Origin of the sequence: Streptomyces sp. NPDC048664, from assembly GCF_040650555.1 — a bacterium.
Lineage (GTDB): Bacteria > Actinomycetota > Actinomycetes > Streptomycetales > Streptomycetaceae > Streptomyces.
In genome coordinates this window covers 204,476-228,655 of the sequence record NZ_JBEZHK010000007.1, presented here as the reverse complement: position 1 = coordinate 228,655, position 24,180 = coordinate 204,476, and the positions used below count along the sequence as shown (strand labels likewise).

General features: G+C 73.9%; 21 protein-coding genes. 10 read left to right on the top strand and 11 right to left on the bottom strand.

The features are described from left to right. Positions 1–98: 98 nt before the first annotated feature. The 11 genes from AB0C59_RS10525 to AB0C59_RS10475 all read right to left on the bottom strand — a co-directional run bounded on the left by AB0C59_RS10525 (position 99) and on the right by AB0C59_RS10475 (position 11,980). Positions 99–1,472: a helix-turn-helix transcriptional regulator gene (locus AB0C59_RS10525; protein WP_363002739.1), complete on the bottom strand. Its 1,374-nt coding sequence runs from the start codon at positions 1,470–1,472 to the stop codon at positions 99–101. Positions 1,473–1,586: 114 nt separating this feature from the next. After that, positions 1,587–2,279, bottom strand: coding sequence for a PIG-L family deacetylase (locus tag AB0C59_RS10520; protein WP_363002737.1), 693 nt, complete (start codon positions 2,277–2,279; stop codon positions 1,587–1,589). Further along, the gene (locus tag AB0C59_RS10515) at positions 2,276–3,193 is read right to left on the bottom strand and encodes an NAD-dependent epimerase/dehydratase family protein (RefSeq protein ID WP_363002735.1); all 918 of its coding nucleotides are present in this window, start codon (positions 3,191–3,193) and stop codon (positions 2,276–2,278) included. Before AB0C59_RS10515 ends, AB0C59_RS10520 begins: the two co-directional genes overlap by 4 nt. A gap of 75 nt (positions 3,194–3,268) precedes the next feature. Then, positions 3,269–4,609: a UDP binding domain-containing protein gene (locus tag AB0C59_RS10510; protein WP_363002733.1), complete on the bottom strand. Its 1,341-nt coding sequence runs from the start codon at positions 4,607–4,609 to the stop codon at positions 3,269–3,271. A gap of 106 nt (positions 4,610–4,715) precedes the next feature. Next, positions 4,716–6,044 (bottom strand): ATP phosphoribosyltransferase regulatory subunit, encoded by a 1,329-nt coding sequence (locus tag AB0C59_RS10505; protein WP_363002731.1) that lies wholly within the window; start codon positions 6,042–6,044, stop codon positions 4,716–4,718. Positions 6,045–6,076: 32 nt separating this feature from the next. Beyond that, the gene (locus AB0C59_RS10500) at positions 6,077–6,961 is read right to left on the bottom strand and encodes an ABC transporter permease (RefSeq protein ID WP_363002729.1); all 885 of its coding nucleotides are present in this window, start codon (positions 6,959–6,961) and stop codon (positions 6,077–6,079) included. Then, on the bottom strand, positions 6,954–7,709 hold the full coding sequence (locus tag AB0C59_RS10495) for an ABC transporter permease (RefSeq protein WP_363002727.1): 756 nt from the start codon (positions 7,707–7,709) through the stop codon (positions 6,954–6,956). Before AB0C59_RS10495 ends, AB0C59_RS10500 begins: the two co-directional genes overlap by 8 nt. Beyond that, positions 7,709–8,647, bottom strand: a complete 939-nt coding sequence (locus AB0C59_RS10490; RefSeq protein ID WP_363002725.1) for an ABC transporter ATP-binding protein — start codon at positions 8,645–8,647, stop codon at positions 7,709–7,711. The genes AB0C59_RS10495 and AB0C59_RS10490 overlap by 1 nt, the downstream gene beginning before the upstream one ends. 2 nt (positions 8,648–8,649) lie before the next feature. Beyond that, positions 8,650–9,801, bottom strand: coding sequence for a hypothetical protein (locus AB0C59_RS10485; RefSeq protein ID WP_363002723.1), 1,152 nt, complete (start codon positions 9,799–9,801; stop codon positions 8,650–8,652). Then, positions 9,798–10,754 carry a hypothetical protein gene (locus AB0C59_RS10480; protein ID WP_363002721.1) on the bottom strand — a complete coding sequence of 319 codons (957 nt, stop codon included), beginning with the start codon at positions 10,752–10,754 and terminating at the stop codon, positions 9,798–9,800. The genes AB0C59_RS10485 and AB0C59_RS10480 overlap by 4 nt, the downstream gene beginning before the upstream one ends. Further along, positions 10,751–11,980: a pitrilysin family protein gene (locus AB0C59_RS10475; RefSeq protein ID WP_363002719.1), complete on the bottom strand. Its 1,230-nt coding sequence runs from the start codon at positions 11,978–11,980 to the stop codon at positions 10,751–10,753. Before AB0C59_RS10475 ends, AB0C59_RS10480 begins: the two co-directional genes overlap by 4 nt. 719 nt (positions 11,981–12,699) lie before the next feature. Here AB0C59_RS10475 and AB0C59_RS10470 point away from each other — a divergent pair. The 10 genes from AB0C59_RS10470 (at position 12,700) to hisS (ending at position 24,056) form a co-directional block, all read left to right on the top strand. Then, positions 12,700–13,620 carry a hypothetical protein gene (locus tag AB0C59_RS10470; protein WP_363002717.1) on the top strand — a complete coding sequence of 307 codons (921 nt, stop codon included), beginning with the start codon at positions 12,700–12,702 and terminating at the stop codon, positions 13,618–13,620. Beyond that, a complete protein-coding gene (locus AB0C59_RS10465; protein WP_363002716.1) occupies positions 13,617–15,293 on the top strand; it encodes a long-chain fatty acid--CoA ligase in 1,677 nt (558 codons plus the stop codon). Before AB0C59_RS10470 ends, AB0C59_RS10465 begins: the two co-directional genes overlap by 4 nt. Next, a complete protein-coding gene (locus AB0C59_RS10460) occupies positions 15,290–16,207 on the top strand; it encodes a sugar phosphate isomerase/epimerase family protein (RefSeq protein ID WP_363002714.1) in 918 nt (305 codons plus the stop codon). Before AB0C59_RS10465 ends, AB0C59_RS10460 begins: the two co-directional genes overlap by 4 nt. A gap of 9 nt (positions 16,208–16,216) precedes the next feature. Beyond that, positions 16,217–17,644, top strand: a complete 1,428-nt coding sequence (locus AB0C59_RS10455; RefSeq protein ID WP_363002712.1) for a pentapeptide repeat-containing protein — start codon at positions 16,217–16,219, stop codon at positions 17,642–17,644. Then, positions 17,641–18,843, top strand: a complete 1,203-nt coding sequence (locus AB0C59_RS10450; protein WP_363002710.1) for a DapH/DapD/GlmU-related protein — start codon at positions 17,641–17,643, stop codon at positions 18,841–18,843. Before AB0C59_RS10455 ends, AB0C59_RS10450 begins: the two co-directional genes overlap by 4 nt. Further along, positions 18,840–19,649, top strand: a complete 810-nt coding sequence (locus tag AB0C59_RS10445; protein ID WP_363002708.1) for a class I SAM-dependent methyltransferase — start codon at positions 18,840–18,842, stop codon at positions 19,647–19,649. Before AB0C59_RS10450 ends, AB0C59_RS10445 begins: the two co-directional genes overlap by 4 nt. Further along, complete coding sequence (locus tag AB0C59_RS10440) at positions 19,646–20,839, top strand: pyridoxal phosphate-dependent aminotransferase (RefSeq protein WP_363002706.1); 1,194 nt, start codon at positions 19,646–19,648, stop codon at positions 20,837–20,839. The genes AB0C59_RS10445 and AB0C59_RS10440 overlap by 4 nt, the downstream gene beginning before the upstream one ends. Then, positions 20,836–21,936 (top strand): DegT/DnrJ/EryC1/StrS family aminotransferase, encoded by a 1,101-nt coding sequence (locus tag AB0C59_RS10435; RefSeq protein ID WP_363002704.1) that lies wholly within the window; start codon positions 20,836–20,838, stop codon positions 21,934–21,936. The genes AB0C59_RS10440 and AB0C59_RS10435 overlap by 4 nt, the downstream gene beginning before the upstream one ends. 16 nt (positions 21,937–21,952) lie before the next feature. Further along, positions 21,953–22,690 (top strand): YggS family pyridoxal phosphate-dependent enzyme, encoded by a 738-nt coding sequence (locus tag AB0C59_RS10430; protein ID WP_363002702.1) that lies wholly within the window; start codon positions 21,953–21,955, stop codon positions 22,688–22,690. Positions 22,691–22,763: 73 nt separating this feature from the next. Beyond that, positions 22,764–24,056, top strand: a complete 1,293-nt coding sequence (gene hisS, locus AB0C59_RS10425; protein ID WP_363002700.1) for a histidine--tRNA ligase — start codon at positions 22,764–22,766, stop codon at positions 24,054–24,056. Positions 24,057–24,180 lie beyond the last annotated feature (124 nt).

The window sequence follows — 24,180 nt, the reverse complement described above, 5'->3', positions numbered from 1 at the left end:
GCGGTGAGGGGTGCCGGGAAGGGGGGCGGGTGCCGCCTTCCCGGCGCTGTCTCCTGTGACGTTAGGCGCCGGCGATCAACGTGGGTTCAGCAACCGATCTACGGCCGTGCAGATCGGTTGCCCGCGGCGGGTTCCTGGGGGGTGGCGCCTTCGCTCACGGCCGGGAGCAGGCTGCCGCGCTGGCCGAGGCAGCGCAGGCTCTGGCGGTAGGCCCAGACGGCTCGCTCGGTGCGCCCGGAGCGTTCCAGCAGTTCCCCGAGGTCGTTCCAGGCGGAAGCCGCCTGCCGGTCGGCCTCGGAGGCCTCCAGGAGCAGCGCGGCCCGTTCGCAGCCGGCCTCGGCCGCCGCGTCGTCGCCGAGTTGGAGCTGGGCGCCGGCCAGGACCAGCAGGGTGCGCGCGGTCTCCAGCCGGTGTCCGCCGCCGAGCAGTTCCAGCGCCCGCCGGGCGTGCTGCTCGGCCTGGCGGGGGTCGGACTCCAGCAGGCTGGCGCGGGCCAGCGCGGTCTGGCAGTAGGCCATGTCGACGGTGCTGCCGTGGTCGGCCAACGTCTCGGCACTGCGCGTCAGTTGTGCCTTGGCCTCCGCGATGTCGCCGGTCGGCGACTGCATCAGGACGGAGGCGTAGGCGTTGCGCAGCCGGGACAGCGCGCGGGCGTCGTCGCCCTCGGAGTAGATGGCGAGGGCGCGTTCCAGGAGCAGCAGGGCGTCGGCCGAGGCGCCGTTGCGGTGGGCCACCACTCCGGCGTTCCAGTAGGCGGCTCCCAGGGCCTTGCGGTCCTTGATGCTCTCGGCCTCCTCGATGGCGGTGCGGGCCAGGGCCGCGGCGCGGTGCAGGTCGCCCCGCTCGACGTGCAGCCCCACGAGGGTGGCCAGCAGTTCGACGCCCAGCACGGTCGGGGTGAGCCGGAGCCGGCGGGCCTCCTCCAGGGTGGTGGTGGCCAGGTCGACGGCGTGGGCCAGGTCGCCCATCTCGCGGTGGCAGCGGCACAGTGCGACGGCGACGGCGAGCCGCGGGATCAGGGACGGTCCGAAACCGGCGTGGTCCAGCAGCGCCTGGTAGCGCTCGGCGGCCTCCTCCAGCCGGCCGTCGTGTTCCAGGGCCTGGGCCGCGCCGTACTCGGCGGAGAGCCGGACGGCGTCCTTCCCGGCCGCGGCGGCCTCGTCGCGGACGGCCGTGTAGGTGTCCAGGGCGGTCTTGGGGTCGCCGTTGCGCAGGCTGATCTCCGCGTAGCGCAGGTCCGTCTGGAGGGTGTCGGGCCGTTCGGCGTCCAGGAGTTCCAGCAGGTGATCGGGGGGGCAGCCGAGTCGGCCGGCGATCTGCTCCAGGACCTCCGGGGAGGGGGTCCGCTTGCCGGCCTCCAGCAGCGAGATGTAGCTGGGGGAGATCTTCCCTCCGGCCAGGTCCATTTGCGACAGGCCGGCCTCGCGGCGCAGCCGGCGGATCCGTGAGCCCAGAGCCTGTGATTCCGCCATGGTCGGCTTCCCCTCATTGTGACTGACGGCTGGACAGAGTAAGTGAATATACTCGGTCAAGGTCAGCTCGGGCCAGGCCGTTCCGGTCCGGCCGGCGGGTGGCCGCCGCGGGGGTCAGGGCGCGGCGAGCAGGCCCCCCAGTCCGTGGGCGCGTTCCACGACGAAGCCCTCCGCGTAGGGGGTGCCGCTCAGGGTTCCGTGGAAGCGGTCCGCGGCCTCGACGGCCGCCGCGTCCAGGGGGCGGAAGCCGGGCCGGGCGGTGGTGAACGGTTCCAGGGCGCGCTGTTTGGCCGCGTGGTGGGCGGTGATGTCGACGAACACCTGGGGGGCGAAGCGGGAGAAGGCCGGGGTGCGCGTCTCGCCCGGCCGCATGCCGTAGAGGTCGACGCGGCTGGTGCGCGTGGCGGCCGCGGCGGCCCGGGCGGTGAGGCGGTGGTCGGCGTGGCCGTCGCCGCTCCAGTGGGTGAGCACCGCCCGGGGGGCGACCTCGGCGATCAGCCGGTCCACGGCTGCCACCAGGGTGGTCTCCTTGATGTCGGTGACCTGCCGGTTGCGGGTGCCGGTCGGCCAGCGCAGTTCGTAGCCGAGGGTGGCGGCGGCCTGCTCGGTGTGCCGGGTGCGGTGCTCGGCCTGGGTGCCGGACTCCGGCAGGGAGAGGACGGCGGTGACCACCCGGACGCCGTTCGCGCCGAGGTGGGCGATGGTGCCACCGGCGGCGATCTCGGCGTCGTCGGGGTGGGCGACCAGGACCAGCACGGAGGCCGGGCGGTGCCCGGCGCCCGCTGCGGTGCCCGGCCGTGCGCTCACGCCTGCCATCCGTAGAAGGCCACGGTCTTGTCGATCTGCTCGGCGGGCAGTCGGGCGTACCAGTCGAGGGTGTCGGCCAGGGAGGTGGCGTAGTCGCTGAGCCGGGACTCGCCGAGCACGTCGCGCAGTTCGCTCATGTCGGCGGTCAGGACGGTGCGGGGCACCTCGCCGGGGCGCATCGGCAGGTGCTGGATGCCGGCGGTGCTGCCGAAGTGCTCGTTGACGGCGGTGGCCACGTCGTTGACGCTGACGCTGATTCCGCTGCCGCAGTCGGGGATCACGTCGGTGCGCTCGGTGCGGGTGAAGCGGATGGTCATGTCGGCGAGGTCGTGCGAGTAGACCATGTCCACGATCTGCTCGCCGTCGCCGAACACCTGGATGGGCAGGCCGCGCATGGCCTGGGCGGCGAAGGCGGGGACGATCTTGCGGATGGGGAGCAGGGACTGGCCGGGGCCGTAGGCGTTGTAGTAGCGCAGGGAGCAGATGCGGCTGGGGCCGGACTCGTTGGCCATCTGGGCGAAGGACTCGGCCGCCGCCTTGGTGATGGTGTAGGTGTTCAGCCAGACGTTGGGTTTGCCGGGGTAGAAGACCCGGGGCACTCCGCAGGTGCCGGCCGCCTCGAAGACCTTGACGGTGCCGCCGATGTTGACGTCGATGGCCTCCTGCGGGGTCTCCTGGAGTTCGGAGGTGCCGAGGACGCCGGCCAGGTGGTAGACCTCCTCGGCGCCCTGGAAGGTCTTCGTCAGCAGGTCGAGGTCGCGGACGTCGCCCTGCACGAAGCGGGCGTCGGGGCGCAGCGCTTTGGTGCCGATGGGCACCAGGTCAAGGACGGTGACGTCGTGGCCCTCCTCGATCAGGCGGCAGGCGATGGTGCTGCCGAGGAATCCGCTTCCGCCTGTGACGACGGCTTTCATGGGTTCTCCTTGGGGTGCGGTTCCGCGGACCCGGGAGGTCGCGGGAAAGGGGTGGTGGGCGGTGGTGTGCGGGGTTCAGGGCCGGGGTGCGGCGGGGGTCCGTGCGGCGGGGGTGCCCCATTCCGCGTACGGGACGGTGGTGCCGCGCAGCGCGGTGGCGTAGCCGCCGAGGTTGTCCACCAGCGCCGGCGGGTTGTCCAGTGCGGCGAGGCGGGCGGGCAGGTCGGCGTAGAGGGCGTGCGGGGTGGCGGCGACGAGGGTGCCCAGGCCGTCCAGGTCGTCGGGCCAGCGCAGCGGGCGGGCGCCGGTGAGGGCGGTGATCTCCTCGGGGGTGAAGTACGGGTCGTGCAGCCGTACGTCGGCGCCGTGGGCGAGCAGGTGCTCGGCCAGGCGGCGGGCGGGTGAGCCCTCGACGATCCTGGCGTCGGGCGCGTAGCTGAGGCCGAGGATGCCGATGGGGCCGTCGCTGATGCGCAGGACGGACTCGGCGACGCGGGCGGGGTGGTCGCCGTCCCAGTCCATCGCGGAGGCGACCAGGGGCAGCGGGCTGTCCTGGTCGGTCCCGTCGACGGCGAAGCGGGGGCTGAGCGGGATGCAGTAGCCGCCGATACCGATGGAGGGGTGGAAGGTGGGCACGTTCCACTTGGTGCCGGCCAGTCGCAGCACCTCGGGCACGTCCAGGCCCGGGTATGCCTCGGCGAGCTGGTTGGTCAGCACCAGGTCCAGGTAGCGGTAGAGGTTCTCCACCGGCTTGGTCAGGCCGGCGTGCCGCCAGTCCGGCGCCGGGTGGACGCTCTGGCTGATCGCCTCGTACAGCAGGCGGGCCAGGGGCAGGGAGTCCGGGCGGGCGGTGCCCAGCACCCGGGGCAGGGTGCGCAGGTTCATGTCGGGGGAGAGCATCCAGTCCCGGCGGGGGGCGGCCGCCAGGTGGAGCGAGGTGTCGGTGGCGGGGTCCGCGCCGAGGGCGGCGGGCACGAGTTCGTCGAGCCAGCGCAGGCTGATCGTGCTCTCCAGGGCGATGAGGCTCTCGCCGCCGGTGCGGGCCCGGCCGATGGCTCCCAGCACCGCGCTCAGCGGCCCGGTCACGGGGCTGCCGTCGCGGTCGGTGTTGACGCACACCAGGTGCACCCGGGCGGCGGCCGCCTCCGGGTCGTCGGCCGCGGCGGCCCGCAGCCGGCCGGCCGACCGGGCGGCGGCCAGGGGGATGACGTCCTCGAAGCCGGGCAGCGGCACCGTCCCGGCGTTGATCTCGCTCACCCGGTGCGCGTCGGTGTCGAGCACCGTGCAGGGGAATCCCGCCTCGGCCAGCGCGCAGGCGGCGGACAGACCGATGAAGCCCGCCCCCCACACCGTGACGGGCTCCGTGCGGTCCTTCAGCGCCGCCGCAAGCGGGCGCGGGGACGTCGAGGGCTTCATCGGTCAACTCCCTTGGATCGAAGCAAGTTGACTGAATTCTATGAACCACTTTACAAGTCAGTCAATATTGCAGTCATAACGCTTTTCGGTGTTCTGCGGACCGTTCTCAGACGTCGGTCGCCGGCGCGGCCAGGTCCAGGTCCCTCGTGACCCCGGTGGTGGCCGCGTTCTGCAGGGTCAGCCGTCCGGTGGCCGCCTCCTGCTCCCCCACCAGCGCGAACCACTGGCTGGGCCGGGCCGGCACCCGGCGCAGCTGGCGGCCCAGCCTTCGGGGCCGCCAGTGCTCCAGCACGTCGTATCCGGCCGCGCGCAGCCGCCGGGCGGTGTCCATGAAGGTGCGCAGGTCGGCGGAGGGCATGCGCATCAGGTGCACGCACTCCGCCTCGGGCACCGGCCCCAGCTCGGCCAGCAGGTTGACCGAGGCGCTGGTGCTCCAGCACCGGTCGAGTCCGATGTCCAGCGTGCGTGCCATGTGGTGGTAGCCGCCGCCGTCCCCCAGGGTCCGGTCGTCGCCGGTGCGGGCCACGAAACACAACCCGGCCTGGTACTCCGGCGCATGCTCCCAGTCCAGGGCGAACTCCACCCGGACGTCGAGTTCGTGGGCGATGGCGAGGACCGTGCGCAGATGGGCCATCCGCTCCCCCGCCACCGGTTCCGCCGCCGCCACCCGGTCCGGTGCCTGCCGCGGGGGCAGTGCGCGGCAGAGCGCGGTGAGGCGGTCCAGGCGGTCCAGGAAGCGCGTGTGGGCGGGCGGGACGGGTTCCTTGTCCGCCGCCTGGTCCGTCTGGTCCGTCTGGTCCGGATCCTGGTGGTCGGTGGGCCGGGCGGGTGCGGTGTCCTGCGTCCGCCCGGGCGGCGTGGGGCCGCGGCGGCGGCGGTGGAGCGCCGCGCGGGCGGCGGCCGGACTCAGGCCCTCGTCGGCGGCGATCGCGTCGAGCACCCCGTAGTCGCAGTACTCCAGCCTGCCCCCGGCGGCGGGGCCCAGGACATCGAAGAGCTCGGCCCACAGCCGCAACAGGGTGAGATCGGCGGCCAGTTCGTCGCTCTCGTTGCAGATGACGGCGACCGCCTGGCTCCAGCCCCGGTGCCGTTTGCGCCGGTAGCGCGCGATGGGCACGCAGGCGGAGGCCAGGGCGGCGGCGCCGCCGGCCAGCCGCCCCGACCCGGCCAGGGCCCGCAGCACGGCCACCAGGGAGTCCGCGGTCAGGGCGAGGCGCCGACCGGAGAGGTCCTCGAAGGCGAAGATGCGTCCGGTGGCCGCGGAGCCGAACTGCTCGAAGGTCTGCGCGTACCCCACCGGGGACACCGTGACGGGCGCGAAGCCGAACCTGCGCGTGAGCGAGCGGAACATCGCCTCGGCCCACACCCCTTGGGCGGCCTCCTCACCGACCAGGTCGCTGAACCCGCGGGGCAGGGCCTCGAAGGCGTGAGTCATGGTGTTCCTCCCCTTGTGGGCGTTCGGCGCGTTCAGCGCAGCGACAGCGATCCGGTGCGGACGGTGTGCCGCAGCGCTCGGGTCAGCAGCAGCCAGGCCAGCACGCCCCAGCCCGCCGTGACGGCGACCTCGCCGGCCACCGCGCCCCAGTCGAGCGGACCGCCGGCGGCCAGCGTCCGCGCCGCCGTCAGGCCGTGGGTGAGCGGCAGGATCCGGGCCAGGAAGCCGGCGACACCGGTGCCGGGCACGGCCGTGGTGACACCGCTGAGCAGCATCAGCACGATGGTGGTGCCCGCGGTCAGGTACATGCGGGAACCGGGTCTGCGCACGCTGATACTGGTCATGCACAGGGCCAGGCAGTAGCAGGACAGGGTGCTGAGGGCGAGCACGGCGAGGATCACCGGCAGCGCGGCCCAGTGCAGGGGCACCCCCAGCAGCGGGCAGACCACGCAGAGCGCGATGGTCGAGGTCAGCAGGCCGTCCGCCATCCAGTGCAGGCCCCGTGAGGCCAGCACCAGGAAGGTGCTGCCCCGGCTGAGCAGCAGGAACTGCAAGGTGCCCGAGACCCGTTCGCCGACGGTGGAGGAGACCACGCCCAGCGCGCCCAGCGGGCCCAGGATCGCGGCGTTGCCGAAGGCGAGATGGGCCTCGGCGGCCGGGGAGCCCACCAGCCGGCCCAGGCCGGCGAAGAACAGGACCTGGCAGATCAGGCGCACGGTCCAGCCGAAGAGCCAGGTGCGCAGGGTGAACATCGCGCGGTAGTCCTGGTAGCTGGCCAGCGCGCCGTAGGCGACCTGGCGTGCGGCGGCGCGCAGCCGGGCCCGAGGTGAGGGGCGCCCTGAGGGGGTCGGGTCCGGGGCGAGGTCGCCGGCCGGCCGGCCGGGCGCGGGGACGTGTCGGGGGGCGAGGTCAGTCATGGAGGACCACCCGTCCGCCGCGCACGGAGGACAGCACCCGGCGCACGGCCCACAGTCCGACCGCGGCCTGGAGGGCGACCAGGGCGCACAGGGCGGCCAGTCGGGCGCCCAGGTCGGGCACGGAGCCGGTGGCGGCGTCCCGCAGCAGTTGCGCTCCCCAGGAGAGGAAGAAGCCGCGGGCGATCCACCGCAACGGCTCGGGCAGTGTGGTGATCGGCAGGATCAGGCCGCCCAGCAGGTAGAAGGGGTAGGTCAGGGCGTTCTGCAGGCTGCGGGCGGCGCGGACCAGGATCATCAGCCCGCTCATCAGCAGGGCGGTGGCCGCCACCCCGGCCGTCACCAGTGCCGCGACCAGGAGGGTGAGCCCGGGCCGGTCGACCCGGATCGGCAGCCCGAACACCCAGCGCCCGACCAGGAGCAGCTCCCCGAGCACGGGCAGTGCCAGGGAGGTGGTCAGCAGGGTCCGCAGCGCCAGCGCCAGCAGGTAGCGGGTGGGGGTCAGCAGGGACGGGCTCAGGGTGCCCTGGGCGCGGTCGTCGTCCACCGCCTGCGAGGCCACGAACACCGCGTGGGACCAGGCTCCCATCAGGAAGGCGGTGAGGGCGGTGGTGGTCGCCAGAGCGCCCTGGTGGTGGTTCTTGAGGAAGTGGAAGAACACCAGCGAGTAGAGCGGGATCACCAGCAGGGTGGCGAAGAGTTGGGGTGAGCGCATCAGCATCTGCGCCTGGGCGCGCATGAAGTGGAGCATCAGATCGTGAACTCCCGGTCGGTGATGACCGTGCGGTAGAGCTCGGTGAGCCCGGGCGGTGCCACCGCGATCTCGGTGGCTCCCACCTCCACCAGCACGGCGAGCGCCGCGGACTGGGCCTGCGCGCCGTCGAGCCGGGCGGTGAGCGTGCCCTGCCCGGTGACCTCGACGGTGCCGGGCAGTTCCGCGATCCGGGCGGCCGCCTCGGCCCCGACGCCCTCGGCGCGGATGGTGCGCGGCGCGCCGATCCGGGCCAGGAGTTCCCCGGCGGCGCCCAGGTGCAGGATGCGGCCGTGGTCGATGAGGGCGATGCGGGTGCAGACGTCCTGGGCCTCGTGCATGTCGTGCGTGGTCAGGACGATCGTGCAGCCCGCGTCCTTCAGTTCGTGGACGAGTTGGCGAAAGCCGGCCCCGGCGTGCGGGTCCATGCCGTTGGTGGGTTCGTCCATGATCAGCAGAGGGGGCCGGCTCAGCAGGGCCCGGGCGAGGTGGACGCGCTGGACCATGCCGCGTGAGAAGAGTTCGACGCGGTCGTCGGCTCGGGCGGCCAGCCCGAAGCGCTCCAGCATCTCGTCGGTGCGCCGGCGGGCGGTGCGACCGCCCAGGCCCTGCAGGGCTCCCCAGTACAGCAGGTTCTGGCGTGCCGTCAGCCGTCCGTACAGACCCCGGTCACCGCCCAGGACCAGGCCGATCAGGCGGCGGACCTCCTTGGCCTCGCGCACCACGTCGTGGCCGCCGACCCGGGCGGTGCCGGAGGTGGGCAGCAGCAGCGTGGTCAGGATGCGGGACAGGGTGGTCTTGCCCGCGCCGTTCGGGCCGAGCAGGCCGAGCACCTCCCCCTCCCCGATGCTGAAGCTCACCTTGTCCAGCGCGGTGACCTCCGCGCCCCGGCGGGGGGTGAAGACGCGGCCGAGTTCCTGCACGTCGACGATCGCCATGGTCAGCTCCCGCTTCCGGCCGGGACCGCGGCCGTGGCTGTGGCTGTGGCTGTGGCCGGGCGTTCGGGCCAGGGGGCCAGGGCGGACAGGGCGGCCACGGCCGCCTCGTGGTCGGCGGGGTCGACGAGTTCACCGGTGACCAGCAGGAGGTCGGCCACCGGGGTGCGGCGCAGCCGCACCCCGGCGAAGTCGAGGTCCTCGACCGCCTCTCCGACACCGCGCCGCAGCGGTTCGGTGAGCTGGAAGCCGTAGAGGCGGGGCTGCGGGTCGGTGGGGCCGAGCGCGTCGCGGCGGGCGCGCTCGAGGCGGGCGGGTTCGCGCAGGTGCTCCGTCAGCTCGGCCGGGATCACGGCGGCCAGGGCCGGGTGGCCGGCGGCCTTGCGGCAGAGTTCCTCCAGCTCCGGCGCCAGCGCGTGGTCGGCGGCGGCCCGGGCCAGGGCGGCCGGGTCGGGGGCCGCGGGCGAGGTGAGGACGAAGACCAGGTCCAGTACGTCCTTGAGGGTGAAGTCGCGCTGGAAGCGTTCCTCCGCCACCGCCAGCACGTCGGCGTGCGTCTGGTCGGCGGGCAGTTCGGGCCGCAGCGGCACGGCCCGCTCGGGCAGTCCGCCATAGGCGAAGGTGGTCACCTCCACCCCGCGGTCGAGGTCGAGCATCGGGTCCTCGCCGAGCCACCACACCGAGACCAGCAGGTCCCTGCGGCCGCCCTCGCGCAGCTCGGTCATCAGGACCTCGCCCGCCTCCTGGCGGTCCAGGACCTCGCCCAGCACCCGCCACAGCGTCGCCTCGTCGGGGACGACGACGTCGAGGTCGCCGATCGAGCGCAGCAGATGATCCGGGTAGTAGCGGGCCAGGGAGGGGCCCTTGACGGTGCGGGCCCCGGGCACGGCGCGGACCGCGGCGTCCAGGTCGCGGTACAGCTCGCTGCGCCGGGTCATCCGGGCCAGTTCACCGCGCGAGCCCTCGCCCAGCGGCACTCCCTCGCGCTCGGCCAGGGAGAGCACCAGGGTCGACACGACGGCGCCCTCCTGACGTGCCCGCCGCAGCAGGTGACGGGCGGGGAGGTCGGGGTCGACGTCCAGCAGCTCGTACAGCAGATCGAGACTGAGGGGGAAGGGGGAACGGGTCGGCGGGCTGGCGGCGTTCACGGGGTTCACGGGGTCTCTTCCTGGTCCTGGGGTGCGCCCGCGTCCTCGGCGCCGGGGCGAAAGGCGTGGCGGTACTGATGGGTGCGGCGCCAGCCGCGGGCCTCGAGGGCGGTGACGACGGCTCCGCTGCGCCCGACCTCGTCCAGGCCGTGGCAGACGTTGCCCAGCAGGGGCAGTGCGAGGTCGTCCGCGAGGCGGGCCGAGGCCCGCACCAGGGCCGCGGTCGCGGCGGCCCGCAGCGCGGGGTCGTCGACGAGGATGTCGACGAGGTCCACGAAGTCGGTCCCGCTGGGGTCGTCATGAGCGTCGACGCAGAGGGTGGCGTGACCGGCCGGCCGGTCGTGGCCGTCGGCGTAGACGAGGAAGGTGCGCCGGGCGGGAGAGTCCAGCAGGGCGTCCGCGGCCTCGCGCACCGCCTGGGGCAGGGTGGTCAGGCCGCGGCCGTCGGCGGCGGTGACCATGGCCCGGCGCAGCCAGTCGCGGACGGCGTCGTCGTGCTCACGCCTCTCGTCCAGGACGACCCTGGGCCCGGCGGCGCGGGCGGTCCCCGGGGCGGGGGCCGCCTCCGGGGGCAGCGCCAGGTAGCTCAGATGGGGGGCGAGCGCTGGGTGGGGGTCCTGGGCGCCCGGGACCCGCACGACCGCCTCGGTGCACTGCGGGAAGCGGGCGAAGAGTACGTCGAGGAAGGCCGGCGCCGCGTCGAGCAGACGCGCGTCCGCGTGTTCCACCAGGCACTGGTCGACTCCGGTGAGCGGCTCGCGCCAGGCGTCGGCCACGAACAGCAGGCCGTCGTCCGAGCGGTGGAGCAGCCCCGCCGCGTCGGCGGCGGCCAGGTAGTCGTCCCGGGCCGTCAGGGCGCCGGGACCCGCCGGGATGTCGGCACCCGTCGGGATGTCGGCACCGGCCGGGGTGGTGGAGGGCACGGTGGCGGAGGGCGGCGTGGTGGCGGGGTCGGTGGTCATGGGGTCCGGTCCGCCTCGGGCCGCACCACGGCGACCAGGTCGCGTGCCACCTCCGCCGCCGCGGCGGCGACCTCGGCCGCGGTGACCCGGCCGAGGGCCTCGATCTCCTGCTCGGGCAGGGTGATCTCGGCCGCCAGAACCCGGTCGCCGGCCAGCGCGATCGCGGCCTCCTGCTGGGACTCCGAACGCAGCACGACCTCCATCACGGCCTGCCGGACGGCCGCCGCGAAGGCACTCGGTGACGGTCCGTCGGAGGCGACCTGGGTCAGCAGCTCGGTGAAGGCGTCGAGGAGGCGGGGGCCGTTGGCGGGTTCGACCCCGGCGAGCATCCGCCAGGCACCGGTGTCGCTGTAGCTGCGGGACCAGGACTGGAAGGAGTACGCGAGCGCCTCCTCGTTGCGGATCCGCGCGTACAGGAGGGAGGCGGGGCTGGAGCCCATCAGGTGCCCCAGCACGGTGTAGGCGTGCCGGCGCGGATCGCCGAGATGGGGTGCGCGGCTGCCGGCCTGCAGCCAGCAGTACTCGTCGGGCCAGCCTTCCGGAAGTCGGGGGTGGACCGGGGGCGGGGTCTGCGGCGGGCGCGCGCCGAGCGGCGCCGCGGCGGGCAGCGCGGCGAAGCCCGCCTTGTCGAGGGCGGCGAGGACCTCCTCGGCGGGCAGTCCTCCGACGGTGCTCACCGCGACGGGCGCGTCGGCCAGGGCGCGGCGGTGGGCGTCGCGCAGAGCGTCCGCGGTGATGCGCGCGATGCTCTCCGGGTCGCCGCCGACCGGGTTGCCCAGCGGGTGGCCCGCGAACAGGCGGGCCAGGAAGGCGTCCTGGACGGCGTCGGAGGGGTCGCTGGCCGCCGCGCTCAGTTCCTGCAGGACGACCTCGCGCTCCCGGTCCAGGCGGGCGGGGGTCAGTTCGGGGTGGAGCAGGGCCGCGCCCATCCAGCCGATGGTCTGCGCGGCGTCCTCGTTCAGCACCTGGGCGTACATCACCAGGAGTTCGGGGCTGGTGAGGGCGTTGCAGTTGCCGCCGAGCCGCTCGACGCGCTCACTCAGCGACGCGCCGCCGTCCAGCGGGACGGACATGACGAGGTGTTCGAGCATGTGCGTGGCGCCGGAGATGGCCCCGGGGTCGTGCCGGGCACCCGATCCGAGGGCGACGCACACGGTGGTGGTGCGGCTGCCGGGGGTGTGGTCCACCAGTACGGGGACGTTGTGCATCAGGAGCTGTTCGGTCACGAAAGGGGTCTCCGTCGCTGCGCGGGGCGGGTGGGGCTGCGTGCGGTCCCGTCCGGGAAGCCGTCGGAACCCCGCCGGTACCGGGCCCACGGCCGACGGCCGGGAACGCCTGCGCGAAGAAGGCCGCGGACGCGGCCGGAAAGAAAGAAGAAGGGGACGCCGCGGCGCAGGGCGTCGGCCGCAGGGCGTCGGCCGCAGGGCGTCGGCCGCAGGGCGTCGGCCGCAGGGCGTCGGCCGCAGGGCGTCGGCCGCAGGGCCTGCGACGCGGCCCCGTGAGGGGGCGCGTCACAGGCCCTGACATGCGGCCGGGCTGCCGCCGGCACGGGTCCGGCGGCAGCCCGGCACTGGGCGTGCTTACTTGCCCGCGCGGACCTTGATCTTGTCGAGGCGGGGACGCATGCCGACAGCGTGGTTACGGGTCATGATGACTCTCCTTCATTGTTGTGATCCGCAAGGCGTTCGTTCTCCTTGCGATGAGGAAATATGACCATGGCCGAGACTGCAGCGTCAAGCTAACTGTCAATAATTTTTGGAGGGGGCACACTCGGCGCCCTACATAGGGGAACAACTGGGCGAGTCAGCCGAGTTGCAACCAGCCCCCACCTCTCGACAAGAGGACAACAGGGAGATCGAGGGGAACATGACTGACTTTATTGACTTGATCCGTCGGATCGTGTCAATCTCGTGTGGTCAAGCACGCGAACGTAGAGGGGAATCCGTTGGGACGCCTGCCGGGGAGCCAGCAATCCCTGCTCCTGATCAAGCCGGACGGCGTCTCGCGCCGTCTCCAGCCCTTCATCCTCGACGCGGTGCGCGACGCCGGGCTGACCGTCCTGTGCCACCACAGGATCCTTCTGGACGAGGACGACATCCGCCGGGCCTTCGCCGACATGCGGCGCGGCGAGAACCCGCTGGAGCACCTCACCCTCGACCTCTGGTATGCGCACCGGCCCATGGAGGTGATCGTCGTCAGCGGTGGCGGCGACACCGTGGAGACGGCCGCCGCCGTCAAGCGCAAGGCGCGCGCCGCCTACCGCCTGGGGGTGTGGGCCAACGTGGTGCACACCCCGGACCACTGGGAGGAGTTCGCGCTCCAGCTGTCCGTGTTCGGGCAGGGCTGCGCCGACTGCCGGGCCCTGCTGGGCGGCACCGACTTCGGGGACTACGAGGATGTCGCGCAGGCCTATCCGCCGGGGATCCTGCTGCCCCCGCGCTGGCGCGACCCGCAGGCGCTGCGCGCGGTCGTCGAACCGATGTGGGGGGACGCGTCCTCCTGCGTGTGGCGCCCCACCTACCCCCCTCTGTACGAGGCGCCGCACCGGGCGGACGCGCCGCGCGAGCACGTCGTCTGCGTCACCCGCTCGCCCAACCAGCTCTCCTTCGACAACCTGGTCGCCGCCGTGATGGCGGCCCTGCCCGGCATGGACTTCCCGCAGGCCTTCGAAGTGATCTTCTCCTCGCTGCACCACGCCGAGTTCCCGCTGGCCGCCGGCACCGCCGCGGAGTGCGAGAAGTACGCGGCGGCGCTGTGGGACACCGGTCTGCGCACCGTGGTCCGCGCCCTGGACGACGACTTCGACTATCCCGCCCCGGACGGGCCCGTCCACCCGAGCCCGGCCGTCGGGAGGGTGCCCGCATGAACGCCACCGCCTCCCCCGCGCTGCCCGCCGGCGCCGGTCGGCTGGACACGCTCCTCGACCACGCCTGCGTGCGTTTCGCGGACGCCGTCGCCCTCGACGACGGCGAGGACGTACTGGACTACCGCACCCTGGGCGAGCAGGGCCGCGCCCTCGCCGCCGCCCTGGTGGCGGCCGGGCACCGCCGCGGGGAACCCGTCCTGGTCGCGGTGGACAACCGCGCCGGCGATATCGTGTGCGAGCTCGGCGCGTGGTCCGCCGGAGCGGTCGTGGTCCCGGTGCACCGCGACTCCCCCGCCCTGGTGCTGGCCTCCACCGCCGAACGCGTCGGCGCCCGGCTGCTGCTCGGCGACCCGCGCCACCAGCCCACGCCGTGGCGGGGCGTCACCGGTCCGACCGGCCACGCCTGCATCGGCTCCCTCCTCCACGCCGGTCCGGCCGGCGGGGAGGGCGGGCCGCGGGTGCCGGCCGAACTGGACGCCGACCAGGCGCTGGTGGTCTTCACCTCCGGCTCCACCGGCCGCCCCAAGGGCGTGGTGCTCTCCCACCGCGTCCTGTGCGCCAAGCTCCGCGCGATCTCCCGGGCGCTGCCCTTCGAGCAGGGCCAGAGCGCCCTGCACCTGCTGCACCTGAACTTCAGCTTCGGCCAGTGGACCTCCCTGCTCACGCTCGCCACCGGCGGCACCCTGCTGCTCACCCCGCGCTTCAGGGCCCGCGAGGTACTGGAGCACCTGGCCGGACGGAGCGTGCAGCGGACCGCGGTCGTCCCCAGCATGCTGCGGCTGATCCGCCGCGAACTCGACGGCTCCCCCGGGGCGGACGGCCTGCTGCGGCGACTGGCCGAGACCGGCTCCCCCGGCACCTGGATCTGCGGCGGCGAGCCCCTGCCCGCAGGACTCGGCCGCGGCATCAGGGCGCTGCTGCCGCACGCCGGGATCGCCGACGTCTTCGGGCTGAGCGAGAGCGCCACCTCCGACTTCATCCTCACTCCCGACCGCTACGACGAGGAGGCGGGCACCATCGGACGCCCCTCCCTGGGGGTGGAGTACCGGATCGTGCCCGCGGACGCCGACGGAGGCGAGGACGGCGGCACCGCGGCGCTCGCCGGCGGGGCCGGTGAACTGTGGCTGCGCACCGAGCATCTGATGACCGGATACCTCGACGATCGGGCCGCCACCGCCGCCACCATGGCCGGCCCCTGGCTGCGCACCGGCGACCTGGCCCGGCACCGGCCGCAGGACGGCCGGGTGGAGCTCGTGGGCCGCGCCAAGCAGCTCATCGTGCGCGGCGGCGCCAAGATCTCCCCGCTGGAGGTGGAGGCCGCCTACGCCGACCACCCCGACTGCGCCGCCTGCGTGGCCGTCGGCGTTCCCGACGCCCTCCTGGGCGAGCGCGTCCACCTGGTGTTCGTGCCGCGCGCGGGCCGGATGCCCGCCGAGGAGGAACTGCGCGCCCACGGGCTGCACCGGTTGGAGGCCCACAAGGTGCCCGAGCGGGTGCACCGTGCCGAGCAGCTCCCGCTGGGGCGTACCGGCAAGACCGACCGGGCCGCGGCCGCGCGCATCGCCACCACCGCCGCCACCGCCGCCGACGGCTCTCGGCCTGCCGAGGGCGCCGAGAACGCCGGGACTGAGGCCGCCGCGGGTGCCGAGGGTGCTGTGCGGGGTGCGGCATGACCCTGCTGGGTGTCTCCACCGGGGTGTTGGCCGACCGCACCGATCTGACGGGGCTGCTCGCCTACGAGCCCGACGTCGTCGAGTTCTACAACTACCCCCGGTCGATGCTCGCCGCGATCGAGGCGTTCTGCGCCCGCCACGGCATCCGGGCCGCGCTGCACACGCCCGTCCCGTACGACGAGCCGGGCCCGCTGCGGCGGTTCGCGCCCACCGGCCCCGACCGGGACGAGGCGGCGGCCGCCCTGCGGATGACCGAGGCCACCGTGCGCTGCGCGGCCGACCTGGGCGCCGTGCACGTGGTGGTGCACTTCCCCAGCCCCTACCCGCCCTACCCGGTGGCCGGGTTCGACACCTGGTGCCGTGACTTCCTGGACGCGGCCTGCGCCCTGGCCCGCGAGCACGGGGTCCGCGTGCTGGTGGAGAACCTCTCCGCCCACCCGCTGCTGCGCACCGCGGCGCACTACCGCGACGCACTGGCCGGCCGACCGGAGCTGGGGCTGTGCCTCGACGTCGGTCACGCCCACCTGCTCGGCCCCGAGCAGGGGCCGCTCGCCTACGCCCGCGCCCTGGGTCCCGCGATACGCAGCATGCACCTCTACGACACCACCGCCGCCCGCTACCCCGAGCACGGTCACGAACCCGTCCGTGCGGGGCGGTCGGCCGCCGAGGGCTACCTGGCGACGGCCGAGGTGCTGCCCGCGCTGCTGGACCTGACCGGCGCCGGCGTCGTCGTGCTGGAGCACCGGCCCCCGGCGCCCGGCGACCCCGCTCCCGGGGAGATCGCCCGCCTGGTCCGCGCGGTGATCGGCCGCCCCCGGTCCCCTGACCCGGCGGCGTGGAGCCCGGCCCCGCGCACGCCGTCGGAGCCCGCCCGCCCCACGCCCACCGGACCTGCCCGTCCCGCCCACACCTGAGGAATCCCGATGCCCGACACGACCGCTGTGGAACTCCTGCGGCGCCTGGCCGCCGCCGACGACGACCGGCGCCCCGCGCTGCTCAAGCACGTCTCCGAAACCACCCAACGCCTGATCGACACCACCGGGCGCGGCATGGAGCTGACCGAGGCCGACCTGAGCAATCTCGACCTGCGCCGGGCCGACCTGCGCCGGGCCACCCTCAACCGGGCCCTGCTGCACGGCACCCGGCTGCAGGAGGCGGACCTCTCCGAGGTCACCATGGTCTGCCCGGGGATGGAACGCACCAACCTCACCGGAGCCAGTCTGCGCTCCGCCTACGTCCACGCGCTCGCCGCGCAGACCTGCGTCTTCGACGGCGCCGACCTGACCGGGCTGCGGGACGCCACCGGCACCCTCTTCCACGGCTGCAGCATGCGCGGCGCCCACCTGGACGACGGCCACCTGTCCGGCTCGTCGTTCTACCAGTGCGACCTTTCCGACGCCTCGATGCGCAACATGAACCTGCAGGGCGCGCTGATCAGCGAGTGCCTGCTGGACTCCGCGGCCCTGGACGGTTCCTGCGTCGACCAGCTCTCCGTCACCAAGTCCAGCCTGCGCGAGACCTCGCTGGCCTCGGTCTCGGGCCACGGCCTGGCCCTGCAGCGGCTCACCGCCGCCGACGGCCTGGTCCTGACCGGCGCGGGCCTGCCGCAGCTGCGGCTCACCGGCATCCAGGCGCACACCTGGAGCGCGGCCGGACTCAAGGCGCCCGACGCCGACTTCACCGACCTCGCCGTGACCGCCGCCGACCTCAGCGGCGCCCAGCTCACCGGCGCCCGCTGGACGCGCTGCACCCTGCCGCAGATCCGTCTGGACGGGGCGTCGCTGAGCAACGGCAGCATCGTGGAGAGCAGCCTGCGCGGCGCGGTCCTTACCTCCGCCCGCGGGGAGAACCTCCACATCGTGGAGAGCGACCTGTCCGACGCGGACATGGCCACCTTCCTGGGCCGCTGCCTCACCGTGCGCGACTCCAGCCTGGCCGGCGCCAACCTGCGCCACGCCAACCTCTACCGCGCCATGATCACCGGTGACCCGCCGCGCGGCATGAGCCTGCGCCGCGCCGTCCTGGACGGTGCCACCCTCGTCCAGGCCTACATCGCCGCCGACCTGCGCGAGGCCGGCCTGGTCGGCGCGAACTGCGCCTACAGCCGGTTCAGCCAGTCCGACCTGTCCGGTGCCCGGCTCGACGGCGCCGGGATGTACCAGTCGACCTGGGTCAAGACCGTCGTCACCGGCGCCCGCCTGACGGGGGTGAAGGCACCGGTGTTCACCGACCGCTGCCCGGGGCTGGCCGAGGCCCTGGAGCGCGACGGCGGCCAGGCCGCCACCGAGTTCGCCGCCTTCAACCAGAGCCTGAGCGCCGCGCTGGCCAAGGGCCGCAAGGGCTCGACGTGACCATCGACCAGAACCCCGACGACGGCTCGGAGGGCCGGCGCCGGCTGATCGAGGCCGGAGTGACGGTCGGGCCGGGCGTGCGCGCCTGGCTCGGCGCCGACGTCCGCATCGGCCGCGACGTGAGCATCGGCGCCGGCACCGTCCTGGCCGCGGACACCCTCACGCTGCGCGACGGCGTCACCATCGGGGAGAACTGCGACCTGCGCGCCGGGACCCTCTTCCTGGGCGAGGCGACCGAACTCCAGCACGCGGTCACCGTGCTGGTCGCCGACGCCTTCGAGGTCGAGGGCGGCGGCCGCATCGAGTCCGGGACCCGCATCACCTGCCGGTCCTTCCAGGCCGACCGGCTGCTCTACCTCGGCCAGGGCACCAGCGTCGGCTACGGCGGCACCACCGCCTCCACCTCGCACGTCGTGATGGGCTCCCGGGTGGCGATCGGACCGCACAGCATCCTCAACGCCAACCACCCCATCATCCTGGGCGACCAGGTCGGCTCGGGTTCCCACCTGACCGTGTGGACCCACGGCTTCCACTTCGGCCACCGGCTCCTGGACGGCTACCCCGCGACGTTCGCGCCGGTGCGCATCGAGCGCAACGTCTGGCTCGCCTACCACGCCACCGTGCTCCCCGGCGTGAGCATCGGCGCCGACACCATCGTCGCCTCCGGCAGCGTCGTCAGCCGCGACCTGCCCGCCAAGGTGCTGGCGGGCGGGGTGCCCGCCACCGTCAAACGCGCCCTGGAACCCCGTCCCGCGGCCGGCGACCAGGCCCACCGGCTCGTCGACGCCCTGCTCGACGAGTGGATCACCGAACTCCACTGGAAGGGCCTGACCGCCCGGCGCACCCCGGACGGGGGGATCGACGTCGGAGAGCGCCACCGGGTGCTGCTGGTCACCGAGGACACCTGCCTGGACACCGTCAACGCCAACGCCGCCGACCGGCGCGGCTTACACCTGCTCACCGTCGAGGACCGCCCCGACCTTCGCCCCTGGACCGGCCGCACCCGCGCCCTGTTCGAACTGCGCTCCGGACGTCTCACCGGCGACCTGGAGGAGGTCGGCCACGACCTGCGGGACTTCCTGCGCCGCCACGCCCTGCCCTGCGGCGACCAACTGCCCTTCCGCAGCCTGCCGGTCGAGGGCTTCGCCCGACTGACCGCGCTCACCCCCAAGCCCACGACCCCGGGACCGCGCCCATGACCACCACCGATCCCGCCGCCCCCGCGCACACGGCCCTGCCCGGCCCCGCCGGCGGCCCCCGCAACCTGGACCTGCGCTACGCCGACCGCCCCGTCCACACGGACCACCCGCACTACTTCCCCTTCGTCGTCGACCACGCCGAGCCCTGGCTGCGCGGCCGCCCCGGCGAAGCGGTCTGCGAAGTGGGCTGCGCGGCCGGGGCGTTCGCCCACTACCTCCTGGACCGGCACCCCGGCACCGACCTGACCTGTGTGGACCTCCAACCCGCCCTGATCGAACAGGCCCGGCTGCGCGTGCCCGGCGCCCGTTTCGTGACCGGCGACGTGCTGCGCCCCGACTCGCTGCCCGCCGGCCCCTTCGACACCGTGTTCATGGTCGCCCTGCACAGCCACTTCGACGACCCCCGGCACTGGATCGACGCCCTGCTGCGCCTGACCGCACCCGGTGGACGCGCCTACGTCTTCGGCCTGTTCAACCCCGAACCGGTCGACGTCGTCGTACGGCTGCGCCACCTCGACAGCGACCCCGAGTGGCTGCCCGGCTGGAACCAGTTCTCCGTGCGGACCGTCGCCCGGCTGCTGGACGAGGCCGGACTGCACCACACCTTCCACCGCTACCTGCCCGCCGCGCCCCGCGCACGGCAGCCGCAGGACCCCCTGCGCTCGCACACCGTGCCCGACCCCACGGACACGGACACGGACGCGGCGCTGGTGTACCTCAACGGCAGCCAGATGCTCCACCGCTTCGCCCTGCTGGAGATCCACCGCCCCCACCCCGGGCCGGACTCCACCGGTGAGCGGCCATGACAGGCCGCCCGTCCCGCCCACCCGGCACACTCCCCGCTCCCCCGCGCCGCGGGCGCCTCGCCGCCCACGGCCACAGCGTCTTCGCCGAGATGTCGGCCCTGGCCGCACGGCACGACGCCGTCAACCTGGGCCAGGGCTTCCCCGACACCGCGGGCCCCGAGCCCGTCGTCGAGAGCGCCGTGCGCGCGCTGCGCGCCGGCCACCACCAGTACCCGCCCGTCCCGGGCCTGCCCGCACTGCGCCACGCCGTCGCCGAGCACCAACGCCGCCACTACGGGCTGGACATCGACCCCGACCGGGAGAGCGTCGTCACCACCGGCGCCTCCGAGGCCCTGGCCGCCGCGCTGCTCGCACTGAGCGCGCCCGGCGACGAGATCGTGGCCCTGGAGCCGTTCTACGACTCCTACGCCGCCTGCGCCTTCCTGGCCGGGGCCACCCTGGTGCCCGTACGGCTGCGCGCCCCCGACTTCACCTTCGACAGCCGGGACCTGGCCGCGGCGATCACCGAGCGCACCCGGATCCTGCTGCTCAACACCCCCCACAACCCCACCGGCACGGTCCTGACCCGCGAACAGCTGCACGAGGTCGCCGCCCTGGCCCGGGAGCACGATCTGCTCGTGATCTCCGACGAGGTCTACGAACACGTGGTGTTCGAGGGGACCCACCAGCCCATCGCGGCGCTGCCCGGCATGTTCGAACGCACCCTCACCGTCTCCTCGGCCGGCAAGTCCTTCTCCTTCACCGGCTGGAAGGTCGGCTGGGCGACCGGCCCCGCCGACCTGGTCACCGCCGTCCGCGAGGTCAAACAACACCTCTCCTTCGCGGGCGGTACCCCCCTCCAGCACGCCGTGGCCGACGCCCTGCGCCTGCCCGCCTCGTACTTCACCGCCGCCACGGACAGCCTGCGCCGCCGCCGGGACCTGCTGACCGACGGACTGCGCGCACTCGGCTTCGCTGTACGGCCGCCCCAGGGCACCTACTTCGTCACCGCCGACATCACCCCGCTGGGCGAGCAGGACGGCATGGAGTTCTGCCGCGCACTGCCCCGCCGCTGCGGCGTGGCCGCCATCCCCCAGCAGGTCTTCTACACCGACCCGGACGCCGGACGCCGCTACGTGCGCTTCACCTTCTGCAAGCGCGAGGACGTGCTGCGGCAGGCACTGGAGAGACTGCGGAAGGGACTGGCATGACCGCACGACAGGCCGACCCCCGACACCCCGCGGGCGCCGATCCGGCGGTGCCGCACAACGGACCGCTGGTCACCGAGGACGACATCGCCGCCGTGGTCGAGGCCCTGCGCTCGGGGTGGCTCGCCTCCGGCCCCCGGACCGCGGCGCTGGAGGCGGCGTTCGCCGAGCGCTTCAGCCCCCGGTACGCCTGCGCCGTCTCGTCCGGCACCGCCGGGCTGACCCTGGCGCTGCGCGGCGCCGGGCTGGGGGACACCGGCGCCACCGTCGCCGTCCCCACCTACGGCTGCTCGGCCCTGCTGGACGCCGTGCTGGCCGCGGGCTGCACGCCGCGGGTCGTGGACATCACCGAGCGGACACTGAACCTGGATCCCGAACGCCTGGCCGGGACGGGCCCGCTCGACGCCGTGATCGCCGTGCACACCCACGGCCACCCCGCCGACCTGGACGCCCTGCGCCCCCTGGCCGCGCTGCTGGTGGAGGACTGCTGCCAGAGCCTGGGCGGCCGCGACGAGCAGGGGCGCCTCCTCGGCACCGTCGGGGACGCCGCGGTCTTCTCCTTCTACGCCACCAAGACGATCGCCGCGGGCGAGGGCGGAATGCTGCTCCAGGCCGACCGCGACGCCTTCGACCACATCCGCGTCCACCAGGATCCGGGGGCCCGCGAGATCTACATCCCGCGGTTCAACCACCGCCTCTCCGATCCCGCGGCGGCCCTGGCGCTCAGCCAGTTCCGGCGCCTGGACCGCGTCACCGCGCACCGCACCGCCCTCGCCGCCCGGTACACCGCGGCCCTGCCCCCGCACGTCGCGCCCCCACCCGGCCTGACTCCCGGCCAGGTGCCCTACCGCTACTGCCTGCGGGCCGCCGACCGCGCCCAGCAGCGGCGCTGGATCGACCACCTGCGCGCCGCGGGAGTCTCGGCCGACCCGCTGATCCCCGCCCGGCACCTGCTGCACCGGCAGCTGGGCCTGCCGCCGGCGCGGTACCCGGTGGCCGAACGCGTCGTGGACCGCACCGTCTCGGTGCCCCTGTTCGCCGCGCTCACCCAGGACCAGGCCCACCGGGTGGCAGCGGCCCTGACCGGCCTGCCGCACTGAACCGAGAGAGACCACCATGACCACACCCCCGCCCGTGGACCCGGACGCCCCGGACGACCGGCGCACGTTCCTGGCCGGCCGGCTGGCCGCCGTCCGCGACCGCATCGCCCGCGCCGCCCGGGCGGCCGGACGCGACCACACCCGGATCACCCTCGTCGCCGTCACCAAGACCTGGCCCGCCGACGACGTCCGCCTGCTGGCCGGCCTGGGGGTGCGCGACATGGGCGAGAACCAGGACCAGCAGGCGTCCGCGAAGGCGGCCGCCTGCGCCGACCTCGTACCGGCCCCGTCCTGGCACTTCGTCGGCCAACTCCAGACCAACAAGGCCGCCTCGGTCGCCCGCTACGCCGACATGGTCCACTCGGTGGACCGCGCCTCCCTGGTGTCCGCGCTCGCCAAGGCCGCCCACCGTGCCGACCGGGACCTGCGCTGCCTGGTCCAGGTCAGCCTGGACCACACCCCGGGCCGCGGCGGCGCCCACCCCGACGACGTGCCCCGCCTCGCCGCGCTCCTCGCCGACGCGCCCCGCCTCACCCTGGCCGGCGTGATGGCCGTGGCCCCACCCGGCGAACAGGCCGACCGGGCCTTCGCCCGGCTCCAGCACGTGCGGCAGCGGCTCCTGCACGACCACCCCCGGGCCGAGGTGATGTCGGCCGGCATGAGCGGCGACCTCGAACCCGCCATCGCCGCGGGAGCCACCCACATCAGAGTGGGCTCCGCCATCCTCGGCCACCGCGCCCCCACCGCCCCGTAATTGCCCTGACGGCACGTCAGCCTCTCTTGCTAGACTGTCGTCCGCCACGCGAAACCCCTCTAGGAGCCCCTTCGTGAGTCCACTCCTGCCCACCGCTCCCTACCGCGGCACCAGGGACTTCCTCCCCGCCGAGATGTCCGTCCGACAGCAGGTGTTCAACCATCTGTACGAGACGGTGGAGCGCTACGGCTACGGACGCTACGACGGACCCGTCCTGGAGTCCGCGGAGATCTACGAGGCCAAGTCCGGCCAGGAGATCGCGAACCAGCAGCTGTACTCCCTCACCGACCGCGGTGGACGCCGTATCGCGCTGCGCCCGGAGATGACCCCCTCCGCCGCCCGCATGATCGCCCACAACGCCGGCAGCCTCCAGTTCCCCGTGCGCTGGTACAGCCACGTGAACTGCCACCGCTACGAGCGGCCCCAGCGCGGACGCACCCGCGAGCACTGGCAGCTCAACGTCGACATCTTCGGATCCGACAGCCCCAACTGCGAGATCGAGATCTTCGAACTCATCCACGACCTGATGGGGTCGCTGGGGGCGGACCGCGACATGTGGATGCTGAGGGTCGGCGACCGGGCCATCCTCAACAGCATCCTGCGCGACGTGGTGAGGATCCCCCACGACGCGCACCAGCAGACGATGGCCCTCATCGACCGCTGGGAGAAGACGCCGGCCGACGAACTGCGCGAACAGGCGGCCCAGTTCGGCGTCGACCGGGCCATGTTCGACCTGCTGGAGACCACGCTCGGCGCGGGCGCCGACATCCTGCCCGACCTGCCCGAGGAGGTCCGGGAGACCTCCACGCTCGCCCGCGTGATGAAGAGCGAGGCCCAGGACCTCTTCGTCTTCGACCCCTTCATCGTGCGCGGCCTGCAGTACTACACCTCCACCGTCTTCGAGGTGTTCGACCGCTCGCCCGAGAACAACCGCTCGCTGTTCGGCGGCGGCCGCTACAACGACCTCGCCGGCCTCTTCACCAAGCAGCAGATCCCCGGCATCGGCTTCGGGATGGGCGACGTCACCCTCCACGACTTCCTGGACACGCACAACCTGCTCCCCCAGCCCAGGAGCGAGGTCGACGTCACCGTCATCCCCGTCGACGACGACCTGATCCCCGCCTCGCGCGAGATCGCCCGTCTCCTGCGCCACGCCGGGATCCGCACCTCCACCACCCTCGAACCCCGCAAGCTGGGCAAGGAACTCGCACGCGCCGACCGCAGCGGGGCCCGCTACGCCGTCATCGCCGGCCGCGACGAGTGGCAACGCCAGGCCGTCGTGCTGCGTGACCTCCACGACAACGCGCAGCACGAGATGCCCCTCACGGACCTCGCCCCCCACCTCACCCGACACCTCACCGCCTGATCCTCCGGGCGGACCAGCGCGGACACGTGGAAGGGCGGCACCCGTGGGGGTGCCGCCCTGTGGTCGTGAGCGTGAAGAGGTCCGCGTGCCTCAGTACGCGCTGTTGACGTTGTCCATCGAGCCG

Excerpts from the sequence above, each read along its gene's own strand:
- AB0C59_RS10435 (WP_363002704.1), top strand. The coding sequence starts at position 20,836 with ATGACCGCACGACAGGCCGACCCCCGACACCCCGCGGGCGCCGATCCG.
- AB0C59_RS10430 (WP_363002702.1), top strand. The coding sequence starts at position 21,953 with ATGACCACACCCCCGCCCGTGGACCCGGACGCCCCGGACGACCGGCGC.
- AB0C59_RS10465 (WP_363002716.1), top strand. The coding sequence starts at position 13,617 with ATGAACGCCACCGCCTCCCCCGCGCTGCCCGCCGGCGCCGGTCGGCTG.
- AB0C59_RS10495 (WP_363002727.1), bottom strand. The coding sequence starts at position 7,709 with ATGCTCCACTTCATGCGCGCCCAGGCGCAGATGCTGATGCGCTCACCC.
- AB0C59_RS10510 (WP_363002733.1), bottom strand. The coding sequence starts at position 4,609 with ATGAAGCCCTCGACGTCCCCGCGCCCGCTTGCGGCGGCGCTGAAGGAC.
- AB0C59_RS10440 (WP_363002706.1), top strand. The coding sequence starts at position 19,646 with ATGACAGGCCGCCCGTCCCGCCCACCCGGCACACTCCCCGCTCCCCCG.
- AB0C59_RS10455 (WP_363002712.1), top strand. The coding sequence starts at position 16,217 with ATGCCCGACACGACCGCTGTGGAACTCCTGCGGCGCCTGGCCGCCGCC.
- AB0C59_RS10445 (WP_363002708.1), top strand. The coding sequence starts at position 18,840 with ATGACCACCACCGATCCCGCCGCCCCCGCGCACACGGCCCTGCCCGGC.
- AB0C59_RS10525 (WP_363002739.1), bottom strand. The coding sequence starts at position 1,472 with ATGGCGGAATCACAGGCTCTGGGCTCACGGATCCGCCGGCTGCGCCGC.
- AB0C59_RS10480 (WP_363002721.1), bottom strand. The coding sequence starts at position 10,754 with ATGACCACCGACCCCGCCACCACGCCGCCCTCCGCCACCGTGCCCTCC.
- AB0C59_RS10515 (WP_363002735.1), bottom strand. The coding sequence starts at position 3,193 with ATGAAAGCCGTCGTCACAGGCGGAAGCGGATTCCTCGGCAGCACCATC.
- AB0C59_RS10490 (WP_363002725.1), bottom strand. The coding sequence starts at position 8,647 with ATGGCGATCGTCGACGTGCAGGAACTCGGCCGCGTCTTCACCCCCCGC.
- AB0C59_RS10500 (WP_363002729.1), bottom strand. The coding sequence starts at position 6,961 with ATGACTGACCTCGCCCCCCGACACGTCCCCGCGCCCGGCCGGCCGGCC.
- AB0C59_RS10460 (WP_363002714.1), top strand. The coding sequence starts at position 15,290 with ATGACCCTGCTGGGTGTCTCCACCGGGGTGTTGGCCGACCGCACCGAT.
- AB0C59_RS10505 (WP_363002731.1), bottom strand. The coding sequence starts at position 6,044 with ATGACTCACGCCTTCGAGGCCCTGCCCCGCGGGTTCAGCGACCTGGTC.